Origin of the sequence: Mesorhizobium sp. SARCC-RB16n (genome assembly GCF_008520305.1) — a bacterium.
GTDB lineage: Bacteria > Pseudomonadota > Alphaproteobacteria > Rhizobiales > Rhizobiaceae > Mesorhizobium.
In genome coordinates this window covers 1-20577 of the sequence record NZ_ML703274.1, presented here as the reverse complement: position 1 = coordinate 20577, position 20577 = coordinate 1, and the positions used below count along the sequence as shown (strand labels likewise).

The 20577-nt window shown below is 64.5% G+C and carries 19 protein-coding genes and 1 tRNA gene; 15 read left to right on the top strand and 5 right to left on the bottom strand.

The features are described 5' to 3' along the window. Positions 1-21: 21 nt before the first annotated feature. Positions 22-1530, bottom strand: coding sequence for a mannitol dehydrogenase family protein (locus C7I87_RS21215; RefSeq protein WP_149906046.1), 1509 nt, complete (start codon positions 1528-1530; stop codon positions 22-24). A 170-nt stretch (positions 1531-1700) separates the two neighbouring features. Here C7I87_RS21215 and uxaC point away from each other — a divergent pair, with 170 nt between their 5' ends. The 8 genes from uxaC (at position 1701) to C7I87_RS21175 (ending at position 8864) form a co-directional block, all read left to right on the top strand. Beyond that, entirely contained in the window at positions 1701-3113 is a 1413-nt protein-coding gene (gene uxaC, locus C7I87_RS21210; RefSeq protein ID WP_188393923.1) for a glucuronate isomerase, read from the top strand. A gap of 34 nt (positions 3114-3147) precedes the next feature. Next, positions 3148-4125: a TRAP transporter substrate-binding protein gene (locus C7I87_RS21205; protein WP_149906044.1), complete on the top strand. Its 978-nt coding sequence runs from the start codon at positions 3148-3150 to the stop codon at positions 4123-4125. A gap of 62 nt (positions 4126-4187) precedes the next feature. Beyond that, positions 4188-4712 carry a TRAP transporter small permease gene (locus tag C7I87_RS21200; RefSeq protein WP_149906107.1) on the top strand — a complete coding sequence of 175 codons (525 nt, stop codon included), beginning with the start codon at positions 4188-4190 and terminating at the stop codon, positions 4710-4712. Between the two features lie 3 nt (positions 4713-4715). Next, positions 4716-5996 (top strand): TRAP transporter large permease, encoded by a 1281-nt coding sequence (locus C7I87_RS21195; protein WP_149906043.1) that lies wholly within the window; start codon positions 4716-4718, stop codon positions 5994-5996. 113 nt (positions 5997-6109) lie between these two features. After that, positions 6110-6880, top strand: a complete 771-nt coding sequence (locus tag C7I87_RS21190; RefSeq protein ID WP_149906042.1) for a FadR/GntR family transcriptional regulator — start codon at positions 6110-6112, stop codon at positions 6878-6880. A gap of 22 nt (positions 6881-6902) precedes the next feature. Continuing rightward, positions 6903-7754, top strand: a complete 852-nt coding sequence (kduI, locus tag C7I87_RS21185) for a 5-dehydro-4-deoxy-D-glucuronate isomerase (protein ID WP_149906041.1) — start codon at positions 6903-6905, stop codon at positions 7752-7754. Continuing rightward, on the top strand, positions 7751-8515 hold the full coding sequence (gene kduD / locus C7I87_RS21180) for a 2-dehydro-3-deoxy-D-gluconate 5-dehydrogenase KduD (RefSeq protein WP_149906040.1): 765 nt from the start codon (positions 7751-7753) through the stop codon (positions 8513-8515). Before kduI ends, kduD begins: the two co-directional genes overlap by 4 nt. A gap of 10 nt (positions 8516-8525) precedes the next feature. Continuing rightward, the gene (locus tag C7I87_RS21175; protein ID WP_149906039.1) at positions 8526-8864 is read left to right on the top strand and encodes a cupin domain-containing protein; all 339 of its coding nucleotides are present in this window, start codon (positions 8526-8528) and stop codon (positions 8862-8864) included. 154 nt (positions 8865-9018) lie between these two features. Here C7I87_RS21175 and C7I87_RS21170 read toward each other — a convergent pair whose 3' ends face one another. Beyond that, positions 9019-10440, bottom strand: a complete 1422-nt coding sequence (locus tag C7I87_RS21170) for a coniferyl aldehyde dehydrogenase (protein ID WP_149906038.1) — start codon at positions 10438-10440, stop codon at positions 9019-9021. Positions 10441-10702: 262 nt separating this feature from the next. Here C7I87_RS21170 and recQ point away from each other — a divergent pair, with 262 nt between their 5' ends. After that, positions 10703-12547, top strand: a complete 1845-nt coding sequence (recQ, locus tag C7I87_RS21165; RefSeq protein WP_149906037.1) for a DNA helicase RecQ — start codon at positions 10703-10705, stop codon at positions 12545-12547. Positions 12548-12890: 343 nt separating this feature from the next. Here recQ and C7I87_RS21160 read toward each other — a convergent pair whose 3' ends face one another. Together C7I87_RS21160 and C7I87_RS21155 are read right to left on the bottom strand one after the other, a co-directional pair. After that, on the bottom strand, positions 12891-13184 hold the full coding sequence (locus tag C7I87_RS21160; protein ID WP_149906036.1) for a hypothetical protein: 294 nt from the start codon (positions 13182-13184) through the stop codon (positions 12891-12893). 164 nt (positions 13185-13348) lie between these two features. Then, positions 13349-13438 (bottom strand) — tRNA-Ser (locus C7I87_RS21155). Between the two features lie 333 nt (positions 13439-13771). Between C7I87_RS21155 and C7I87_RS21150 the strand changes: the two genes are divergently transcribed. The 3 genes from C7I87_RS21150 (at position 13772) to C7I87_RS21140 (ending at position 15515) form a co-directional block, all read left to right on the top strand. Continuing rightward, the gene (locus tag C7I87_RS21150; RefSeq protein ID WP_149906035.1) at positions 13772-14440 is read left to right on the top strand and encodes a 50S ribosomal protein L21; all 669 of its coding nucleotides are present in this window, start codon (positions 13772-13774) and stop codon (positions 14438-14440) included. Between the two features lie 98 nt (positions 14441-14538). Beyond that, positions 14539-14808: a 50S ribosomal protein L27 gene (rpmA, locus tag C7I87_RS21145; protein WP_015315190.1), complete on the top strand. Its 270-nt coding sequence runs from the start codon at positions 14539-14541 to the stop codon at positions 14806-14808. 119 nt (positions 14809-14927) lie between these two features. Further along, positions 14928-15515, top strand: a complete 588-nt coding sequence (locus C7I87_RS21140) for a GNAT family N-acetyltransferase (protein WP_149906034.1) — start codon at positions 14928-14930, stop codon at positions 15513-15515. Positions 15516-15801: 286 nt separating this feature from the next. Here C7I87_RS21140 and C7I87_RS21130 read toward each other — a convergent pair whose 3' ends face one another. After that, on the bottom strand, positions 15802-16671 hold the full coding sequence (locus C7I87_RS21130) for an endonuclease/exonuclease/phosphatase family protein (protein ID WP_149906032.1): 870 nt from the start codon (positions 16669-16671) through the stop codon (positions 15802-15804). Between the two features lie 130 nt (positions 16672-16801). Between C7I87_RS21130 and obgE the strand changes: the two genes are divergently transcribed. The 3 genes from obgE to C7I87_RS21115 are packed head-to-tail and all read left to right on the top strand — an operon-like array spanning position 16802 to position 20300. Continuing rightward, positions 16802-17833: a GTPase ObgE gene (gene obgE / locus C7I87_RS21125; RefSeq protein ID WP_149906031.1), complete on the top strand. Its 1032-nt coding sequence runs from the start codon at positions 16802-16804 to the stop codon at positions 17831-17833. Positions 17834-17837: 4 nt separating this feature from the next. Beyond that, on the top strand, positions 17838-19010 hold the full coding sequence (gene proB, locus C7I87_RS21120) for a glutamate 5-kinase (protein ID WP_149906030.1): 1173 nt from the start codon (positions 17838-17840) through the stop codon (positions 19008-19010). Positions 19011-19013: 3 nt separating this feature from the next. Further along, positions 19014-20300, top strand: coding sequence for a glutamate-5-semialdehyde dehydrogenase (locus C7I87_RS21115; protein WP_149906029.1), 1287 nt, complete (start codon positions 19014-19016; stop codon positions 20298-20300). The last annotated feature ends 277 nt before the right edge of the window (positions 20301-20577 follow it).

Here is a 20577-nt window from a genome sequence, read left to right as displayed (position 1 = left end):
CAGATCAGTGTCAGTTCCGCCTTACGGCCCTTCGCTTTCGATGCCGAGCGCCGCGAAAGCCAAAGTCGTGCCGTCCCGTCGCAAGTGGACGAGATGGATGGCGACGAGTTCGATCAGCGTCTGGCGTTCGGCGTGATCCCTGGCGAAGCCGGTCAGATCGAACACTGCCGTCACGGTTTCGTTCGCCGGCAGTTGCTGGCTCAAAAGCGCCGTCAGCGCCGCATCGAGCGGATCGGTGAAATGGCCCTCCGGCAAGGTTTTTCCCCGCGCCGCGCAGGCGGCGATCCAGGCAGCAACCACCAGCGTGAGATGGACCAGCTCGGTGCCGGCTTCGAGGCACTCGATAGCCGAGGCGATGATGCGCTGCGGCAGTTTCTGGCTGCCGTCATTGGCGATCTGCGCCGTGCGGTGGGCAAGGGCCGTGTTCGAAAAACGCTCGGCAAGCTCGGCCGTATAGGCTGACGTGTCGAGGCCGGCATCGTCCGGCAATGTCGATTTGGCCTCCTCCCACAACGCGTCAACGAACCGCCTTATCGCCGGATCGGCGAAGGCGCTGTCGACCGTGGCGTGGCCGCTGAGCAGGCCGAGATAGGCGATGCCCGAATGGGCGCCGTTGAGCAGCCTCAGCTTCATGTCCTCGAAGGGGGCGACATCGCCGACCATGGTGACGCCGAATCTCTCCCAGGCCGGCCGGCCCGTCGGGAAATCGTCTTCGATCACCCATTGGCGGAAGGGTTCGGTCATCACGGGCCAAGCGTCCTCGATGCCAAGTTCGCCCGATATCCGCGCTCGGTCGGCGTCGGTCGTGGCCGGCACGATGCGGTCGACCATGCTCGAGGGAAATGCGACATGATCGGCGATGTGGCCGGCGATTCCAGAATCGCCCGCCGAACCAAGACCGGCATCGCGCAGTGTGGCGAATTCGATCAGCAGCTTGTGCAAGGTGGCGCCGTTGGCCGGCAGGTTGTCGCAACAAAGCACGGTAAAAGGCGGCGTGCCGGCGGCCAGCCTGCGGGCGAGCGCTTCGGTCAGAAAACCATGCGCCGTCTTCGGCTTTTGCGGATTGGCAAGGTCGTGGGCGATGTCGCGATGCGCCGCGTCCAGTCCGCCGCCGGCCGCCCGCAGATAGGCTTTCTCGGTGATCGTCAGCGTCACGATACGGGTGCGTGGATCGGTCAGCACCGCCAGCACCGCGGCCGGGTCCTCCGGCGCCACCAGCAGCGATCCGATGGAGCCGATCACATGCAGCGTCTCGCCGCCGCTGCCGCGGACCGCCAGGGTGTAAAGCCCATCTTGCGGCGACAGCGCGTCACGCGTGTCGGCGCTGCGCAATGACACGCCTGTTATGCCCCAGCCCGTCTCGCCGGCGGCCAGGCATTCATCGATGTAGGCGGCCTGATGGGCGCGGTGAAAGGCGCCGACGCCGAGATGCACGATGCCCGGTGCAACCGCGCCGCGATCATATCGAGGCGAAGCTACCTTGGTGGGCAATGCGTGCGCCGTGCGGTTGGAAAGGCGACGGTCTGTCATCGGCACTCATCTCATGGAACGGCTGGTGATCCGCGGGCGGATCGCAAGCGGCGTAACACCGGCGGCGTTTGCCCACAATGCTCAGCTTGGCCCAAAAGTCATCATACAACAATCCAATTTTTGTATGTTGACATTATTTCTGGTCAACCCTACCGATGGGAACCGGGAGGATGGCCGTGGCACTGATGAATGCGGATTTGCTGTTTCCAGCCGAGGCGCGTCCGCTTTCGATCGCCCGCGATCTCTATGCCGGCATCAAGGACCTGCCCATCATCAGTCCGCACGGGCACACCGACCCGCGCTGGTATGCGCTGAACGAGCCGTTCCCCGATCCCGCGCAACTGCTCATCGTGCCTGACCACTACATTTTTCGCATGCTGTTCAGCCAAGGCGTGCGGCTGGAGGCTCTCGGCGTGCCGACCCTTGATGGCGCGCCCGTCGAGACCGACGGCAGGGCGATCTGGCGGCTGTTCGCCGAACACTATTACCTCTTCCGTGGTACGCCGACCCGGCTGTGGTTCGACCATGTGCTTGCGCATCTGTTCAGCATCGAAGAGCCGTTGAGCGCAGCAACCGCCGATCGCCATTACGACACGATCGCGACGGTGCTGCTGTGGGAGAACTTTCGCCCCCGCGCGCTGTTCGAGCGCTTCAACATCGAGGTCATCGCGACGACCGAAGGCGCGCTCGACGATCTCAAATGGCACCAGATGATCCGCGACAGCGGCTGGCAGGGCCGTGTCGTCACCGCCTATCGGCCGGACGCCGTCGTCGATCCCGATTTCGAAGGCTTTTCGGTCAATCTGGATCGGCTCGGCGAGATCACCGGCTGCGACACCGGGAGCTGGGCCGGCTATCTCGACGCGCACCGCCAGCGGCGTGCCTTCTTCAAGAGCTTCGGCGCGACTTCGTCGGATCACGGCCATCCCACGGCGGAGACCGCCAATCTTTCCGACGCGGCGGCGCAGGAGCTGTTCAACCGGATCCGCGCCGGCTCGCAGGACGAGCGCGAACGAAAGCTGTTTCGCGCGCAGATGCTGACCGAGATGGCCAAGATGAGCCGGGATGACGGGCTGGTGCTGCAGATCCATCCCGGTTCCTGGCGCAATCATTCGCCTTCCATTTTCCAGAAATTCGGCAGGGACAAGGGCTTCGATATCCCGACTCGCACCGACTATGTGACGGCGCTGAAACCGCTGCTCGATTGCGTCGGGCTGGAGCGCGATCTCACCGTCATCCTGTTCACGCTGGATGAGACCAGCTATGCGCGCGAATTGGCGCCGCTGGCGGGCGTCTATCCGGCGCTGAAGCTCGGGCCGGCCTGGTGGTTCCATGACAGCCCTGAAGGCATGCGCCGTTTCCGCGAGATGACCACCGAGACCGCCGGCTTCTACAACACGGTCGGTTTCACCGACGACACCCGCGCCTTTCCGTCGATCCCGGCCCGTCACGACGTGGCGCGGCGGGTCGACTGCGCGTTCCTGGCGCGCCTGGTCGCCGAGCATCGGCTGCGCGAGGACGAGGCGCATGAACTGGCGAAGGAGCTTGCCTACACGCTTGCCAAGAATGCGTACCGGCTCTGAGCCGGACGTTCAGATTTTCAAAAGGGAGGAAGTCATGTTGCATTTTTCGAAGTTGACGGCGGCCACGTTCGCCTTCGGCCCGCTGCTGATCGGCATTGCCAACGCCGAAACCGTGCTGCGATCCTCGGATACCCATCCGGATGGTTATCCGACCGTCGAGGCGGTCAAGTATATGGGCGACCTGATCAAGCAGCGCACCGCCGGCCGCTATTCGATCGAGGTCTATCACTCGGCGCAACTCGGCGAGGAAAAGGATACGATCGAGCAGACCCAGGCCGGCGTCATCGACCTCGATCGTGTCTCGATGGGACCGTTCAACGGCATCGTGCCGGAGACCGCCGTGCCGTCGCTGCCCTACATGTTCCGCTCGGTCGAGCATATGCGCCATGTCATGGACGGGCCGATCGGCGACCAGATCCTGAAGGCGTTCGAAGCGCATGATCTCGTCGGCCTCGCCTTCTACGATTCCGGCGCGCGGTCCTTCTACAACACCAAGAAGGACATCACCTCGATGGCGGACATGAAAGGCATGAAGTTCCGCGTCATCCAGTCCGACGTGTTCGTCGACATGGTCAACGCGCTTGGCGCCAATGCGACGCCGATGGCCTATGGCGAGGTCTATTCGGCGCTGCAGACCGGCGTCATCGACGGCGCCGAAAACAACTGGCCGAGCTTCGAATCCGCCAAGCACTACGAAGTCGCCAAGCACTATACGATGGACGAGCACCAGATCGTGCCGGAGGTGCTGGTCATGTCGAAGGCAAGCTGGGACAGACTGTCGCCGGAAGACCAGGCGATCGTGCGGCAGGCGGCCAAGGACAGCGTCGTCAAGATGCGCGAACTCTGGGACGCGCAGGAGAAGAAGTCGCGCGGCATCGTCGAGGCCGCGGGCGTCAAGGTCAGCGAGATCGACAAGCAGCCGCTGATCGACGCCATGAAGCCGGTCTACGACAAGTACCTGTCGACGCCCGAGCTGAAGGATCTGGCTGCCCGGATACAGGCCGAGAAATGACCGGCACGGGCAACAGGCCGAGCAGCGCGGAGGCCCCCGCGCTGGCTTCGGGCGCGCCGGCCATGCGAGGGTTCTGGCTGGGTGCGGAGCGCGTGCTCTCCGGGCTCGCCCGGCTGGCACTTTGGATCAGCGGCGCCGGCCTGACGCTGATGACGATCATCATCTTCTGGCAGGTGTTCTCGCGCTACGTGCTGAACCGTTCACCGAGCTGGACCGAGTCCTTCTCGGTGCTGCTGATGGGCTGGTTCATTTTTCTCGGCGCCGCCGTCGGCGTGCGCGAGCGCACGCATCTGGGCTTCGACGTGCTGCTCTATGTCCTGCCCGTTTCGGCCAAGGCGGTGCTGCGCAGCATCTCCGATCTTGTCGTGCTGGCCTTCGGGGCCGGCATGATCGTCTATGGCGTACAACTGGCCATGCTGACCTGGAACACGGTGATGCCTTCGCTCGCCCTGCCGGGGGGCGTCAGCTTCCTGCCGGTCATCCTGGGTGGCGCACTGGTCTGCCTGTTTTCGCTGGAGCGGCTGGCCGGACGTTTTGCCGGCTTGCCCGTCGATGCCGACATCCATGCGACCGGCGAGGAGCTTTGAACCATGGCACTCACCGTTCTCTTCGGCACCTTCGTCTTCCTGCTGGTCATCGGCACGCCGATCGCGTTCTGTCTGGGCGTCGCCAGCTTCGCGACGATCCTCACGCTTGGCCTGCCGCCGGTCGTGGTGTTCCAGCGGCTCAATTCCGGCGTCAGCGTCTTTTCGCTGATGGCCATCCCTTTCTTCATCTTCGCCGGCGACCTGATGGTGCGCGGCGGCATCGCCGCGCGGCTGGTCGCGCTGGCTGGCTCCCTGGTCGGCCATTTGCGCGGCGGTCTGGGGCAGGTCAACATCGCGGCGTCGACCCTGTTCGGTGGCATTTCCGGCTCAGCGGTGGCGGATGCGTCGGCGGTCGGCGGGCTGATGATCCCGCAGATGAAGGCGCGCGGCTACGGCGTCGACTACGCCGTCAACATCACCTCGGTCGGCGCCATCATCGCCCTCCTCATTCCGCCGTCCCACAACATGATCATCTATTCGATCTCCGCCGGCGGCCGCATCTCGATCGCCGACCTGTTCACGGCTGGCGTGCTGCCGGGGCTGCTGCTGGCGCTGTCGCTGATGATAACGGCCTATTGGGTCGCGAGCCGCCGCGGTTATCCGACGGAGCCCTTCGCCGGCTTCGGTCGGGCCTTGCAGCTGCTTGTCGCCGCCATTCCCGGCCTCATCCTGATCGCCATCATCTTCGGCGGCGTCAGGTCCGGCATCTTCACCGCGACCGAGAGTTCCTGCATCGCCATCGTCTACGCCTTCCTGGTGACGCTGATCATCTACCGCTCGATGGACTGGGGCGACTTCGTCGCGGCGACGACGGCCGCGGTGCGCACCACCGCCATGGTGCTGATGATCATCGGCTGCGCGGCCGCCTTCGGCTGGCTGCTCGCCTATCTCAGGGTACCGGCGGCGCTGGTCGCCTTTCTGCAGTCGGTATCCGACAACAAGCTGGTCATCCTGCTGTTGATCAACATCGTGCTGCTCATTCTCGGCACCTTCATGGACATGTCGCCGCTGATCATCATCACGACGCCGATCTTCCTGCCGGTGGTCATGGCCTATGGCGTCGATCCGGTGCATTTCGGCGTGATCCTCATCCTCAACCTCGGCATCGGGCTTTGCACGCCGCCGGTCGGCGCGGTCCTGTTCGTCAGCTGCGCCATCGGCCGCATTCCGATCTGGACCGCGATGCGCTCTATCTGGCCATTCTATGGCGCCGCCTTCGTCGTGCTGATGCTCGTCACCTACGTGCCGGAAATCTCATTGTGGCTGCCGAGCCTGTTCCACTAGAGCGGTTCAGCGATTGGTAGAATCGCTGAACCGCTCTAACTCTTTGTTTTTACGTAATTCCACAGGGAAGACTGCTACGCGCTTTTCCTGGAATTGCTCTAGGAGGTCACCACGTGTCCGACACCGCGAACGACCTCAGGGTCGAGAGAAAACCCAAGCTGTCGGAAACCGTCGTGGCGGCGATCCGCAGGCAGCTGCAGGCGGGCGAGATCCTGCCGGGCCACAAGCTGCCGACCGAGGGCCAGTTGACCGAGACCTTCGGCGTCAGCCGCACCGTCATCCGCGAGGCGCTGGCCAAGCTTGCCGCCGACGGCCTTGTCGAGCCGCGGCAGGGCGCGGGGGTCTTCGTCACCGAACACATCTCGACCATGTTCGGGGCGTTGGCCGCCGACATGGGCAGCAAGGATTCCATCGCGCTCAACGTGCTCGAGGTGCGGTTGGCGATCGAGATCGAATCAGCCGGACTCGCCGCCCTCCGCCGCAACGCCGCGCAGGAGGCGGCAATCCAGGAAGCCTTCTTCGAGTTCGAGCGGCTGCTGCTCGACGGCCAGCCGACCGGTCCGGCGGATCTCGCTTTCCACAGGGCGATCGCCAGCGCCACCAACAATCCGTTTTATGTCGAGATGCTCGACGTGCTCGGCCGCCGCGCCATTCCGTGCGACGTGACCTCGCCCTGGTCGACCGAACTGGTGCAGTCCGGCAGCTATCAGCGCGGGCTGCAGCGCGAGCATCTGGTGATCCTGAACGCGATCACGGCGGGCGATGCCGAAGCCGCGCGCGAGGCGATGCGCACCCATCTCGGCGCCAGCCAGCAGCGCTACCGCGAGCGGCTGCAGGCGCGGCAGACCTATTACGCCAGTTCGGTCAAGGCGGCCGGCGAATGATCCACCAGAAGTCAGGACAGAGATGAGCCAGAACCACACCGACTACACATCGCGCTTCGCCATCGACCCGGCCGCCGCCGCCGCCATGGGAACGGACGAACTGCGCCATAATTTCCACATCGAGGATATTTTCCAGCCCGGTCGCAGCAGCCTGACCTATACCCACTACGATCGCATGATCGTCGGCGGCGCCGTGCCGGTGGCGACGGCATTGCCGTTGGAAGCGATCAAGCCGACCGGCACCAAGGGTTTTCTCGACCGGCGCGAATTGATCGCCGTCAATATCGGCGGCGGCGGCACGATCGAAGCCGGCGGCCAGTCCTTCGACCTGCGGGCGCGCGACATGCTCTATCTCGGCATGGGCACCAGCGATGTGTCGTTCGCTTCGGCGGACAAGGCCGCGCCGGCCAAGTTCTATCTGCTCAGCGCGCCGGCGCATCAGGCTCATCCCAGCCGGCTGATCCGCCTCGATGACGCCAAGCGCCTCGATCTCGGCAGCAAGGAGGCCTGCAACGAGCGCTCGATCTTCCAGTTCATCCATGCCGGGGGAACAAAAACCTGCCAGCTCGTCGTCGGCATGACGCAACTGGCGCCGGGCTCGATCTGGAACACCATGCCGTGCCATGTGCATGACCGGCGCATGGAGGCCTATCTCTATTTCGACCTGCCCGAGGCGGCGCGCGTCTTCCATCTCATGGGCGAGCCCGACGAGACACGCCACATCGTCATGCGCAACGAGGAGGCGGTGCTGTCGCCGGGCTGGTCGATCCATTCGGGCGCCGGCACCTCCAACTACGCCTTCATCTGGGCGATGGCCGGCGACAATGTCGACTATACCGATGTCGACCCGGTTGACATGGGCGACTTGCGGTGAGCGACCTCACACCCTTCAGCCTGGCCGGCAGGCGCACCCTGGTCACCGGCGCCAACACCGGCATCGGCCAAGGCATCGCGGTCTCGATCGCGCGCGCAGGCGGCGCGGTGATCGGCGTCGGCCGCTCCTCGATGGCCGAGACGGCCGAAAAGGTTTCCGAGGTGGGCGGGCGGTTCGAAGCCGTGGCCGCCGATCTCGCGGACACGGCGGCCGCGGGGCCGATGCTGGACCGAGTCTGGCAAGACAGCGGGCCGCTCGACGGGCTGGTCAACAATGCCGGCATCATCCGGCGCGCCGATGCCGTCGATCTCGGCGAGGCCGATTGGGACGACGTGATCGACGTCAATCTGAAGACGGTCTTCCTGCTCTGCCAGGCCTTTGCCCGGCGGGTCCTTGCCGGCGGTCGCCGGGGCAAGATCGTCAACATCGCCTCCGTGCTGAGTTTCCAGGGCGGCATCCGCGTCGCGTCTTATACTGCCTCAAAGCATGGCGTGCTCGGCATCACTAGGCTGCTCGCCTGCGAATGGGCGGCGAAAGGCATCAACGTCAACGGCATAGCGCCGGGTTATATCGAGACCAACAACACGCAGGCGCTGCGCGCCGATCCCGACCGCCGCGCGGCCATTCTCGGGCGTATTCCCGCCGGGCGCTGGGGCGAGCCGGGAGACATTGGCGATGCCGCCGTCTTCCTGCTGGCGCCTGCCTCGAACTACATGCATGGCGCGGTGGTGCCGGTGGACGGCGGCTGGCTGGCGCGGTGAGGAGATGACAATGACCGAGGCCAAGATTTTCGCGCAAGCCGGCGAGGGCGCCTGGACACCGACCCCGGACGGCAATCGCCGGCGCGTGCTCCTCTCCACAGACGAACTGATGATGGTCGAGTTCGGCTTCGACAAGGGCGGCGTCGGCGCGCTGCATTCGCACCCGCATGTCCAGGCCAGCTATGTCGCCGAAGGCCGTTTCGAGGTGACCATCGACGGCCGGACCGAAATCCTGGAGACAGGCGGCAGCTTCATCGTGCCGTCCGGCCTGGTGCACGGCGTCAAGGCGCTGGAGGCGGGACGGCTGGTCGATAGTTTTACGCCGCACCGCGCCGACTTCCTCGCCTAATCGGGGCCGCCGACGATTTCTCGGCCAATGAAAGACCCGCGCCTCGAGCCAAGCGCGGGTTTGTTGCCTGGGCGCCAATGGCACCGCGGTACCCAAAACATCACCGCGGGATCGGACACCTGCCGCATCATGGTGAAGATAGACTTAATGCGCGTCAGGTGATGTGCTTGAGCAGGCCGAAAAGCCGTTCGAACGTCTTGCCATAGGGCGGTCGCAGCAGGGCTCCCGCGCTCAAGCGCGACTGCAGGAAGACCGGCTTCTCCTTGCTGAAGGTCCGGAACCCCCATTCGCCGTGATAGGCACCCATGCCGCTGGCGCCGACGCCGCCGAAGGGCTGGTTCTCCTGAACCAGATGCAGCATGCAGTCGTTGATGGTGACGCCGCCGGCGACGGTCTCGCGCAGGATGCGTTGGCGATTGCCGCTGTCGTTGCCGAACCAGTAGAGCGCCAACGGCCGGTCGGCCCGGTTCACATAGTCGATGGCGTCGTCGACCGTGGTGTATTCGACGATCGGCAGCACCGGGCCGAAAATCTCCTCGCGCATCAGCCGCAGGTCCGGGCCGGCGTTGCTGACCAGGGTCGGCAAAAGCTTCCGGCCCGTGGTGCCGAGGTCTTCGCCGGCCGGGTTGATCTCGGTGACATCGGCGCCGGCGTCGCGGGCTTCCGCGATCATGGCGCGCAGGCGCTGGTAATGCCGGTCGCTGATGATGGCGGTATAGTCGGGGTTGTCGCGCAGCGAGGGGTAGAGCCGCGCCACCGCGGTTGCGAGCTTCGCGGCGACGTTGCCTGCCTGTCCCTTCGGCACCAGCAGGTAGTCCGGCGCGATGCAGGTCTGCCCGGCATTCAACAGCTTGCCATAGGCGACGCTGGCTGTTGCCTTGTCGAAATCGCAGGAGGGGTCGAGGATCGCCGGCGACTTGCCGCCGAGTTCGAGCGTGACCGGGGTCAGGTTGGCCGCGGCGGCGATCGCGACTTGGCGGCCGACCGCGGTCGAACCGGTGAACAGCAGATGATCGAACGGCATCGACACGAAGGCCTTGCCCATCTCGGCATCGCCGGTAATGACGCTGAGCTCATCCGGGGCGAAGTGCTCGCCGGTCAGTTTGGCCAGCAGCTCGGAGAACGCGGGCGTCAATTCGGAGGGTTTTACCAGGACGCGGTTGCCGGCGGCGAGCGCTGCCGTGACCGGCGCGACGGCGAGCTGAAACGGGTAGTTCCATGGCGACACGATGCCGATCACCCCAAGCGGCTGCGGCAGAAGGCGGTTTTTGCCCGGCAGGAAGGGCAAGGTGGTGGCGACACGACGCTCCCGCATCCAGCCGCCGACATGCGCAAGGGCATGGCGAATGCCGGCACGCACGACAAACAGTTCCGCAAGCCGCGTTTCGTGCGCCGAACGACCGCCGAAGTCGGCGTCGATCGTCGCGCAGATTTCAGTCTCGTGCTGCTCGGTCAGCGCCAGCAGGCGCCTGAGACGGTCCTTTCTCAGGCCAAGGTCGGCAAAGGGCTGTGTCTCGAAGGCGGCGCGCTGTAACCGGAACCGTTCGCCGAGGACATCCTGTCTCACTTGCAGCATCGCGCCCTCCCTGGCGTATCTGTTCAAGCTTACATCGCGGCGCGGAGGAATCCAGCAGAGTGCATGTGCCGCTGGGGAAGGCGTGGCTTCGCCACACACGGGGGCGAAGGACGCGAAACCAGGGAGGGGCCGAGAAGGACCCGGCACTGTTGCGGCCCGGTGACGGCTGCGCTACTCCAAGGCATCACGCGGAGAGTCTCTTGACCGGTTTCCACATCCTCTCCAATCCCCGAAAAATCGCTCCCAGTCAGGCGGCCGCCTGATGCAGGCACAGGCGGCGAACATTCGGGCCGAGGATCCCAAGCGGCGCGTCCTGAAGGACGTGTTCGGCTTCGACGATTTCCGCCCCGGCCAGGCCGACGTCATGGACGCACTGCTCGGCGGGCGCCATGTGCTGGCAGTCATGCCGACAGGCGCCGGAAAATCGCTCTGCTACCAGGTTCCGGCGCTGGTCCTGGGCGGGCTCACCCTCGTCGTTTCGCCGCTGGTGGCGCTGATGCAGGATCAGGTCGCGGCGCTGCGGCTTGCCGGTGTCGCCGCCGATACGATCAATTCCGCGCTCGACCGCGAGGCCAATGTCGCTGCCTGGCGCCGTGTCGCCTCGGGCCAGACGCGGCTGCTCTATCTGGCGCCGGAGCGGCTGATGACCGAGCGCATGCTCGAGGCGCTCTCCAGGCTCGACGTCAGCCTGATCGCCATCGACGAGGCGCATTGCATCTCGCAATGGGGCCCGGCATTCCGGCCCGAATATGAAGGCCTGTCTCGGCTGCGCGGCATCTTTGCCAACGTGCCGATCATCGCGGTGACGGCGACGGCCGACGAGAGCACGCGTACCGACATCGCCGCCCGGCTGTTCGCCGAGCGGGTCGAAACCGTGGTGCTGGGTTTCGACCGGCCAAACATCAAACTGGCGATCGAGTCCAAGCAGGACAGCAAGCGGCAATTGCTGCGTTTCATAGAGCGCCATGCGGGCAAGAGCGGCATCATCTATTGCCTGTCGCGTAAGAAGACCGAGGAGATGGCGGCCTTTCTGGAGCGCAAGGGCGTCACCGCGCTCGCCTATCACGCCGGCATGAGCAAGGAAGCGCGTGAGGCCAATCAAAATGCATTCATGACCTTGTCCGGCGTCGTCATGGTGGCGACCATCGCCTTCGGCATGGGCATCGACAAACCCGACGTCGCCTATGTCTTCCACACCGATATGCCGGGCAGCCTGGAAGCCTATTATCAGGAAATCGGTCGTGCCGGCCGCGACGGCCGCGAGGCCGAGGCGCATATGCTTTACGGCCTTAGCGACATCCGCATGCGGCGGCTGTTCATCGACGACGAGGACGCCTCACCCGAGCACAAGAGACGGTCGCATCGCCGGCTCGACACGCTGATCGGCTATTGCGAGACGGCGCAATGCCGCCGCCAGGTGCTGCTCGGCTATTTCGGCGAAGAGGCTCAAGCCTGCGGCAATTGCGACAATTGTCTCGACCAGGCGCCGCGCGCCGATGGCAGTGCCGAGGCGCGGAAGATTCTCGCGGCGGTCGCGCAGAGCGGGGAGCGCTTCGGCGCGGCCCATGTCATCGACATCCTGCTTGGCCACGAGACCGAGAAGGTGCTGGCCAGAGGTCATCAGACGCTAAGTAGTTTTGGCACCGGCGCCGCGCACAGGAAGCCGGTGTGGCTGTCGCTGGTCCGGCAACTGGTCGCCGGCGGATTCCTGATGCCGGATCCCGAGGGCCATGGCGGTCTCGCCATCTCCGAAAGCGGCCGCGCGCTCGGCCGCGGCGAGGTTGAATTCCGGTATCGCGTCGAGACGCGGGACCCTCTCGCGCGCGGCAGGAAGCGTTCAGGGCAAAGCCCCGCCGCCGGCGCCGAGGGCGTGGATGCCTCGCTGCTGGCGGCGCTCAAGGCGCTGCGGCTGCGGCTCGCCAAGGAGCGCCAAGTGCCGGCCTATGTGGTGTTTTCGGACCGCACGCTGATCGACATGGCCGATCGCCGCCCGCGCGACCTCGACGCGTTTGCTGAAGTGAATGGTGTGGGAGGGGCGAAGCTTAGGGAGTTCGGTGAGATTTTTCTGGCGGCGATTGCGGCGCATCAATCCGACGGGTCGGCCTGATCGCGGGAGATGATGCGACTCGAGGTGGTAGGGCTGATCCGGTTGCTCCAGAAGCGCACCGGCCCTAAGCAAGTCACCCCAGAATAGCGCGAGTCTTTTGGAACCTGAGGCACGCCAGTAGCTCAGTCCTCTGAGCAGCGGGCGGATCTTCCGAGCCAACCCAATCTGCTTCGGACCTGCCAGAAACGCCACGAAACCGGCAGCGTCAGTCGCCCTGCTGCTTGCGACTGCGCAGGTTCCCGCGAGGCACGTCGGCGAGGCTGCTGCGCAGCACAGCTATCGGTCGGGAGATCGTCAGGCCAGGTCGCCGGTGTCGGATGGTTCGTCGCGAATGCCGGAAGCGTCAGAGGCTGCAATGGGAGCCTTGCGGTCGCGAGCCTTTCTCGGAGCGCCCCTGCGCTGCGACGTCGTCATGCAGGCAGCCCGGCGCGTACTGCGCCAATACCCTTTCCAGACGCGCCAGAAGAGCTTTGCTCGACTTTATCTCGTACCCCAAACGCAACGCGCCAACTATGGTTTTGCGGTTGGCGGCCAACTCCTGCTGGAGGACGCTAATGTTGACGCGTACCTCATCGGCCTGCGCTCGAAGTGCTGCTTTGATTGACCCTCGACCTTGCATGGTGAATTCGATCTCCATGGAAACCGATATCGAACTTGAGGAACACGCTTTGGTTCCTCAGCATCGCCGTCTTATTTTCCGATGCGCGCGAAAGACTGGTCGCGTCCCGTCGCGCGCATATCCTCGGACGAGCCCGCGACCTGGTGCAAGCCAATGACGTCAGCACTTTCTATTTGGGGGAATGGCGGAGAGGGAGGGATTCGAACCCCCGATGGGCTTGCACCCATGCCGCATTTCGAGTGCGGTGCATTCGACCACTCTGCCACCTCTCCGCGGTCATGGTCCGCCGTTGCCGGCGCGGCGCACTAGATAACGGCTGATCGGACAGGTTACAAGGCCAAATCCGCCGGAAATTCAGCTTGCCGTCCCGGACCTTGCCTGGAGCGGTGCCGCCCGTCCTCGACAGGCAATGTCGGCCGGTCCGCCAAGGCAAGGAATCGGGCTGTTTGCCTTGACTCCTCCGCAACCTTCGGTTAGGGACAGCGCGCAATCGGCGTGGAGGGTTCTTCCGCGCCGCTTGTTTTTTGAACCCGCAGACTGACAAAAAGACGGCCGAACCGCCAGAGGCGGTTCATCAAGGCCGACCGAACAGCGAAAGGCAAAAAATGTTCGCAGTCATTAAAACGGGCGGTAAGCAGTATCGCGTTGCCGCCAACGATCTCCTGAAGATCGAAAAAGTCGAAGCCAATGTCGGCGACATCGTCGAGATCGGCCACGTGCTCGCGCATGGCGAGGGCGAGAATGTCACGTTCGGCGCGCCGTTCGTCGATGGCGCTCTGGTCACCGCCGAAGTCGTCGAGCAGGGCAAGAACCGCACGGTCATCGCTTTCAAGAAGCGCCGCCGCCAGAATTCGCGCCGCAAGATCGGCCATCGTCAGCTTTTGACCACCGTGCGGATCTCCGAGATCCTGCTGGGTGGCGCCAAGCCGGCCAAGAAGGCCGCCGTGAAGGCGGAGGCCAAGGCTGAGGTTGCTCCCGAGGCCGCGCCGAAGGAAGCCAAGGCCAAGAAGGACGCCCCCAAGGAAGAAGCGAAGGCCGAGGCCGTCGCCGCGCCGTTGTTCAAGGCGCCGAAGGGCGAGCCGGACGACCTGACCGTGATCAAGGGCATCGGCCCGGTCGCCGCCAAGGACCTCGCCGAGCAGGGCATCATCACCTTCGCGCAGCTCGCCAAGCTCAGCGACAAGGATGTCGCCAAGATCGACGAGCACATGCCGTTCAGCGCCGACCAGATCAAGGACTGGCGCGAACAGGCCAAGGAACTGGCGACGAAGTAATTTTTCCGGCGAAACATCAGCCGGATCGGACTTGAAACGGAACGCGAACGCGTTCATAAGGCCTTTTAGGCGCCTTGCGGCGCAACGGAGTTAGTTAGATGGCACACAAGAAAGCTGGCGGCTCGTCGCGCAACGGTCGCGACTCGCATTCCAAGCGTCTGGGCGTGAAGAAGTTCGGCGGCGAAGCCGTCATCCCGGGCAACATCATCATTCGTCAACGCGGCACCACCTGGCATCCCGGCGTCAATGTCGGCATGGGTACGGACCATACCCTTTTCGCGCTCGAAACCGGCGCCGTGACGTTCAACAAAAAAGCCAACGGCCGAACCTACGTATCGGTCAACCCGATTACCAAAGCCGCGGAGTAGCCGGTTCCGCACTAGAACACCGGCGCCCATCTCGGGAACCGGTGTCTGGCAAAGCCAGGAAAAGGATCAGGGGAGATGGGTTTCCATCTCCCCTTTTCTTTTGCCTGGAGGACTTTGAAATGGTTGCCGAAGCGGAAGACTCAGAAGACGAAAGTTACGCCATAGATTGCCCGGTGCTGGTCACCGAGCGGCTGGTGATGCGCGCTCCCGATGAGCGGGATATCGCGCAACTGGTCGAGCTTGCCGACAACCGTCACGTCGCCGAGATGCTGGCGCGCATGCCTCACCCTTATGGCGAGGCCGAAGCTCGAGCTTTCCTCGCCATGACCAAGTCGCGCCGCGCCGGCATCGCCTATGCGCTGACGCTGGCCGGCACCGACACCTTCGTCGGCTGCGCCGGGCTAAACACCACCGATCGCGGGCTGGAGCTCGGCTACTGGATCGGCGAGCCCCACTGGAAGCGCGGCTATGCGACCGAAGCTGCCCACGCGCTGGTCGATCTCGCCTTCCAGAAGACGTCGATCCAGGTGCTGCATGCCTCGACCCGGGTCATCAACCCGGCCTCGCGCCGGGTGATCCACAAGTGCGGCTTCCAGTATGCCGGCCAGGGCATGCTGAACTCGATCGTCGCCGGCCAAGTGCCGGTCGAGCGTTACCGGCTCGACAGGAAGACGTGGACTAGCCTGCGCAACTGGGTCCACTTCTAGGTGCGTCGATATTCAGGTGAGGCTGGCCTGCGAACGGCGGCTTCCTGCGCTTACTACAGCGCCGCGCGTCCTCTCGGACGCGCAAAGGACGCTGTAGCACTTTTGTTTGACGCATGATCCTTCCGAAAAACGATTCTATTTTCGTGGTCATGCATTTGCTCGCGTACTTCAGTACGCTCCGCTCCGGTTCTCGGAAGCCACCATTCTCGGCTCGGCCTCACCTGAATCTCGGCACACCTCGGCGCGTGGTGGGTACAGGACAAAGTCGCTGCGGACAAAGTTTGGGTCAGCCCAGTTCGGCCCAGACCGGGCGGTGGTCGGAACCGATCGCCTGCCGGTCGACCCACAGGCGCTTCAGCGAACGGGCAAGCGACGCGCTGGTGAAGACGTAGTCGATGCGCTTGTGGCGGCTGGTGTTGGTGGGGTCCTTGGGATCGACCCAGGAGACGAGATCCTCGCCGGCGACATCGAGGCGCACGGCGGCATCGACGGCGAAGTCGGCGGTCAGCGGCATGCCGAATTCGTGATCCGGCCGGCCGGCAAGTTCGACATATTCGGGCGAGCCGGCCAGCATGTTGAAATCTCCCATGCCGACAAAGGCTTCCGGATGCGGCAGTTCCGGCAGGCCGATCTCGGCGACGCCGGACAATGCGCCGCCTTCGAGCGCGTAGTTCAACAGGCGCTGGCGCAGGAACTGGATCTGGCTGGCGCGCTCGACCGGGCTGCGGTGATCGAGATGGATGGAATAGAAACGGATGAAACCAAGCGGCGTCTCGATCAGCGCTTCCAGAGCGCCGCGCTGGAAGTTCATCATCTCGAAGCTGCGGCTGCGTGGCAAAAGCAGGTTGCGCGACAGATGAATTGGCGTTTTCGACAAGACCATGTTGCCGAGCTGGAAGGTGGTGGTGATGGCACGGCCGTTCTCGATGCGCGAGCCGATATTGGCCTCGAAATTGCTGCCATAGACGGCGAAATAATCGGGCAGCGCCTCGCCGATCTCGGCGACCATGTCGCGGCTACCGTTCCTGGGGTTGTTGCGTGTGACCTCCTGCAAGGCGATTACGTCGGCGCTGCGCACGGCATCGGCAATACGCCCGACATCGTAGCGCCCGTCGAGACCAATGCCGTATTGGATGTTGTAGGTTACAAGCTTCATTCCGCACTCTCCGGCCAACCCCATACGGCCATCGTCATAAAACGGCCTCGCCCTTCGCCGCGCCTTGGTTTAGAGCAAGGCCCAAGGTTTAGAGCAATGCCGCAAAGCCAATAAAAGAAACTGCAATCCCATGAAATTTCTCGATCAAGCCAAGGTCTATGTCCGCTCCGGGGACGGAGGTGCCGGTGCGGTGTCGTTCCGGCGCGAGAAGTTCATCGAGTTCGGCGGACCGGATGGCGGCGATGGCGGCCGTGGCGGCGATGTGTGGCTGGAAGCGGTCAACGGGCTGAACACGCTGATCGACTATCGCTACCAGCAGCATTTCAAGGCCAAGACCGGCGTCCACGGCATGGGCCGCAACATGACCGGCGCCAAGGGCGCCGACGTAACGCTGAAAGTGCCGGCCGGAACGCAGGTCTTCGAGGAAGACAATGAAACGATGATCTGCGACATGACCGTCGTCGGGCAGCGCTTCCTGCTCGCCAAGGGCGGCAATGGCGGCTTCGGCAACCAGCATTTCAAGACCTCGACCAACCAGGCCCCGCGGCGCGCCAATCCCGGCCTGCCGGGCGAGGAGTTCAACATCTGGCTGCGGCTGAAACTGATCGCCGATGCCGGACTGGTCGGGCTGCCCAATGCCGGCAAGTCGACATTCCTGGCCGCCGTCACCGCCGCCAAGCCGAAGATCGCCGACTATCCGTTCACGACGCTGCATCCGGGCCTTGGCGTCGCCCGCATCGATGCGCGCGAATTCGTCATCGCCGATATTCCGGGCCTGATTGAAGGCGCGCATGAAGGCGTCGGCATCGGCGACCGCTTCCTCGGCCATGTCGAGCGCACGCGCGTGCTGCTGCATCTGGTCTCGGCGCAGGAGGAAAACCCGGGCAAAGCCTACAAGACCGTGCGCGCCGAACTCGAGGCCTATGGCCACGGCCTGACCGACAAGGTCGAGATCCTGGCGCTGAGCCAGGTCGACACGCTCGACGCCGACGCACGCAAGAAAAAGGTCGCTTCACTCAAGCGGGCCGCCGGGCGTGCGCCGATGCTGCTGTCCGCCGTCACCGGTGAGGGCGTCGAGGCAGTGCAGCGCGCGCTGATGACGGTGATCGCCGAAGCCCGAGCGCAAATTGCCGCCCCGGTCGAGACACGCTGGGAAAAGTAAAGCCATGCAGTCGCTCAGGAAATACCGGCGCATCACAGTCAAGATCGGCTCGGCGTTGCTCGTCGACCGCGCCAGCGGCCTGAAGCGCGATTGGCTGGCCTCGCTCGCCGACGATATCGCCGTGCTTGCCAATGGCGGCGCCGAGATCCTCGTCGTGTCGTCGGGCGCCATCGCGCTTGGCCGTACCATTCTTGGCCTTGGCAAGCGCGCGCTGAAGCTCGAGGAAAGCCAGGCCGCCGCCGCCGTCGGCCAGATCGCGCTCGCCGGCGCCTGGTCGGACGCGCTCGGCAAGGGTGCTCTGAAATCGGGCCAGATTCTTTTGACGCTCGGCGACACCGAGGAGCGTCGCCGCTACCTCAATGCACGCGCGACGATCTCGACGCTGCTCAAGATGAAGGCGGTGCCGGTCATCAACGAGAACGACACGGTGGCGACCTCCGAAATCCGCTATGGCGACAATGACCGGCTGGCCGCGCGCGTGGCGACGATGATGGGCGCGGACCTGTTGGTGCTGCTGTCCGACATCGATGGGCTCTACACCGCGCCGCCGGCACGCGATCCGCAAGCCAAATTCATTCCGTTGGTCGACCGTATCACGCCTGACATCGAGGCGATGGCGGGAGCCGCAGCCTCCGAGCTGTCGCGCGGCGGCATGCGCACAAAGCTCGATGCCGGCAAGATCGCCACCGCCGCCGGCACGGCGATGATCATCACCTCCGGCACCAGGCTGTCGCCACTGATGGCGATCGAACGCGGCGAGCGCGCGACATTCTTCAAGCCCAGCGCCAATCCGGTGAAGGGCTACAAGACCTGGATCGCCGGCCAGCTCGAACCGGCCGGGCGGCTGACGGTCGATGCCGGCGCCATCGGTGCGCTCATTTCGGGAAAGTCGCTGCTGCCGGCCGGCGTCAAGCTGGTCAGCGGCAATTTCTCGCGCGGCGACACGGTGGCGATCCTATCGCCCGAGGGTCGCGAGATTGCGCGCGGGCTGGTTGCCTACGATGCCGCCGATGCCGTAAGGATCGCAGGCCTGAAGACGACCGAGATCGAAACCGTGCTCGGCTATGAGGCGCGTTCGGCGATGATCCACCGCGACGATCTTGTGGTGAGTCACTCTAGTGACCAAGTACGGGCCAGTGACCAAGTACGGGCTGAAGGCGACATAAGCGGAGGATGAGCCATGCTGAAGCTGCATGAAAAATCCGGGGACGACACCGTGGCGCTGATGGCCGATATCGGCCGCCGCGCCCGCGCTGCCGCCCGACCGCTGGCCATTGCCACCACCGCCGCCAAGAACACTGCGCTTCTCGCCATGGCCGAGGCAATCGTCGCCCGTGAGCGGGACATTCTCGACGCCAACGCCATCGACGTCTCCAACGGCCACGAATCCGGGCTTTCCGGCTCCTTCATGGACCGGCTGAAGCTCAATCCGGCGCGCATCCGAGCCATGGCGGACGGCATCCGTGAAATTGCCGGGCTCAAGGATCCGGTGGGTGACGTCATCGCCGCGTGGGAGCGGCCGAACGGGCTGCACATAGAGCGCGTGCGTACGCCGCTCGGTGTCGTCGGCGTCATCTATGAAAGCCGGCCGAACGTGACGGCGGATGCCGGTGCGCTTTGCCTCAAGGCCGGCAATCCGGTGATTTTGCGCGGCGGCTCGGATTCGCTCAATTCTTCCTCGGCGATCCACGCCTGCCTGGTCGAGGGACTAAAGGCGGCGGGTCTGCGTGAGGATGCCATCCAGCTGGTGCCGACCACCGATCGCGCCGCGGTCGGCGAAATGCTCAAGGGGCTCGGCCGCAATCTCGACGTCATCATCCCGCGCGGCGGCAAAAGCCTGGTCGGGCGAGTGCAGAGCGAGGCGCGAGTGCCGGTCTTTGCCCATCTCGAAGGCATCTGCCATCTCTACATCGACCGCTCCGCCGAGCTCGACATGGCGGTGCGGATCGCAGTCAACGCCAAGATGCGGCGTACCGGCGTCTGCGGTGCCGCCGAAACGCTGCTGGTCGACCGCGCGGTTGCCACCACCCATCTGGTGCCGATCCTTGACGCGCTACGCGCCGCCGGCTGCGAAATCCATGCCGATGCCGAGGTGATGAAAGTGTTCTTCGACGCGAAGCCGGCGACCGATGCCGACTGGGTGACGGAATATCTCGACGCCATCATCGCGGTGAAGCTGGTCGACGGCATCAGTGGTGCGATCGACCACATCGAGACCTTTTCCTCGCATCACACCGAGGCGATTGTCGCCGAGGACGCGAAGACTGTCGAACGGTTCTTCAACGAGATCGATTCGGCGATCCTGCTGCACAATGCCTCGACGCAGTTCGCCGATGGCGGCGAGTTCGGCATGGGCGCCGAGATCGGCATCGCCACCGGCAAGATGCATGCACGCGGACCGGTCGGCGTCGAGCAGCTGACCTCGTTCAAATACCGCGTGCGCGGGTCGGGGCAGGTGAGGCCTTGAAGCTTTTCGTTCCTAGAGCCTGAGGCGTTGCGCGCGCGGACCCCCCTCTGCCCTGCCGGACTCGGCCCTTCGCTGTCGCTCCGGGCGTTCGTTATTCGGAAAGCCAAGCAATTGGCTTTCCGTCCGCTTCGCAGACCACTCCTCACCCCCCTCAAGGGGGGAGATCGGCTGACATTTTCGGTTTCGCAGATTGTGGACGTTGCAAGATCCGCGCCTGCGGTCAAACAGCCAATCTCCCCCCTTGAGGGCAGGGCTATCGCATATGAGTGATGGCATT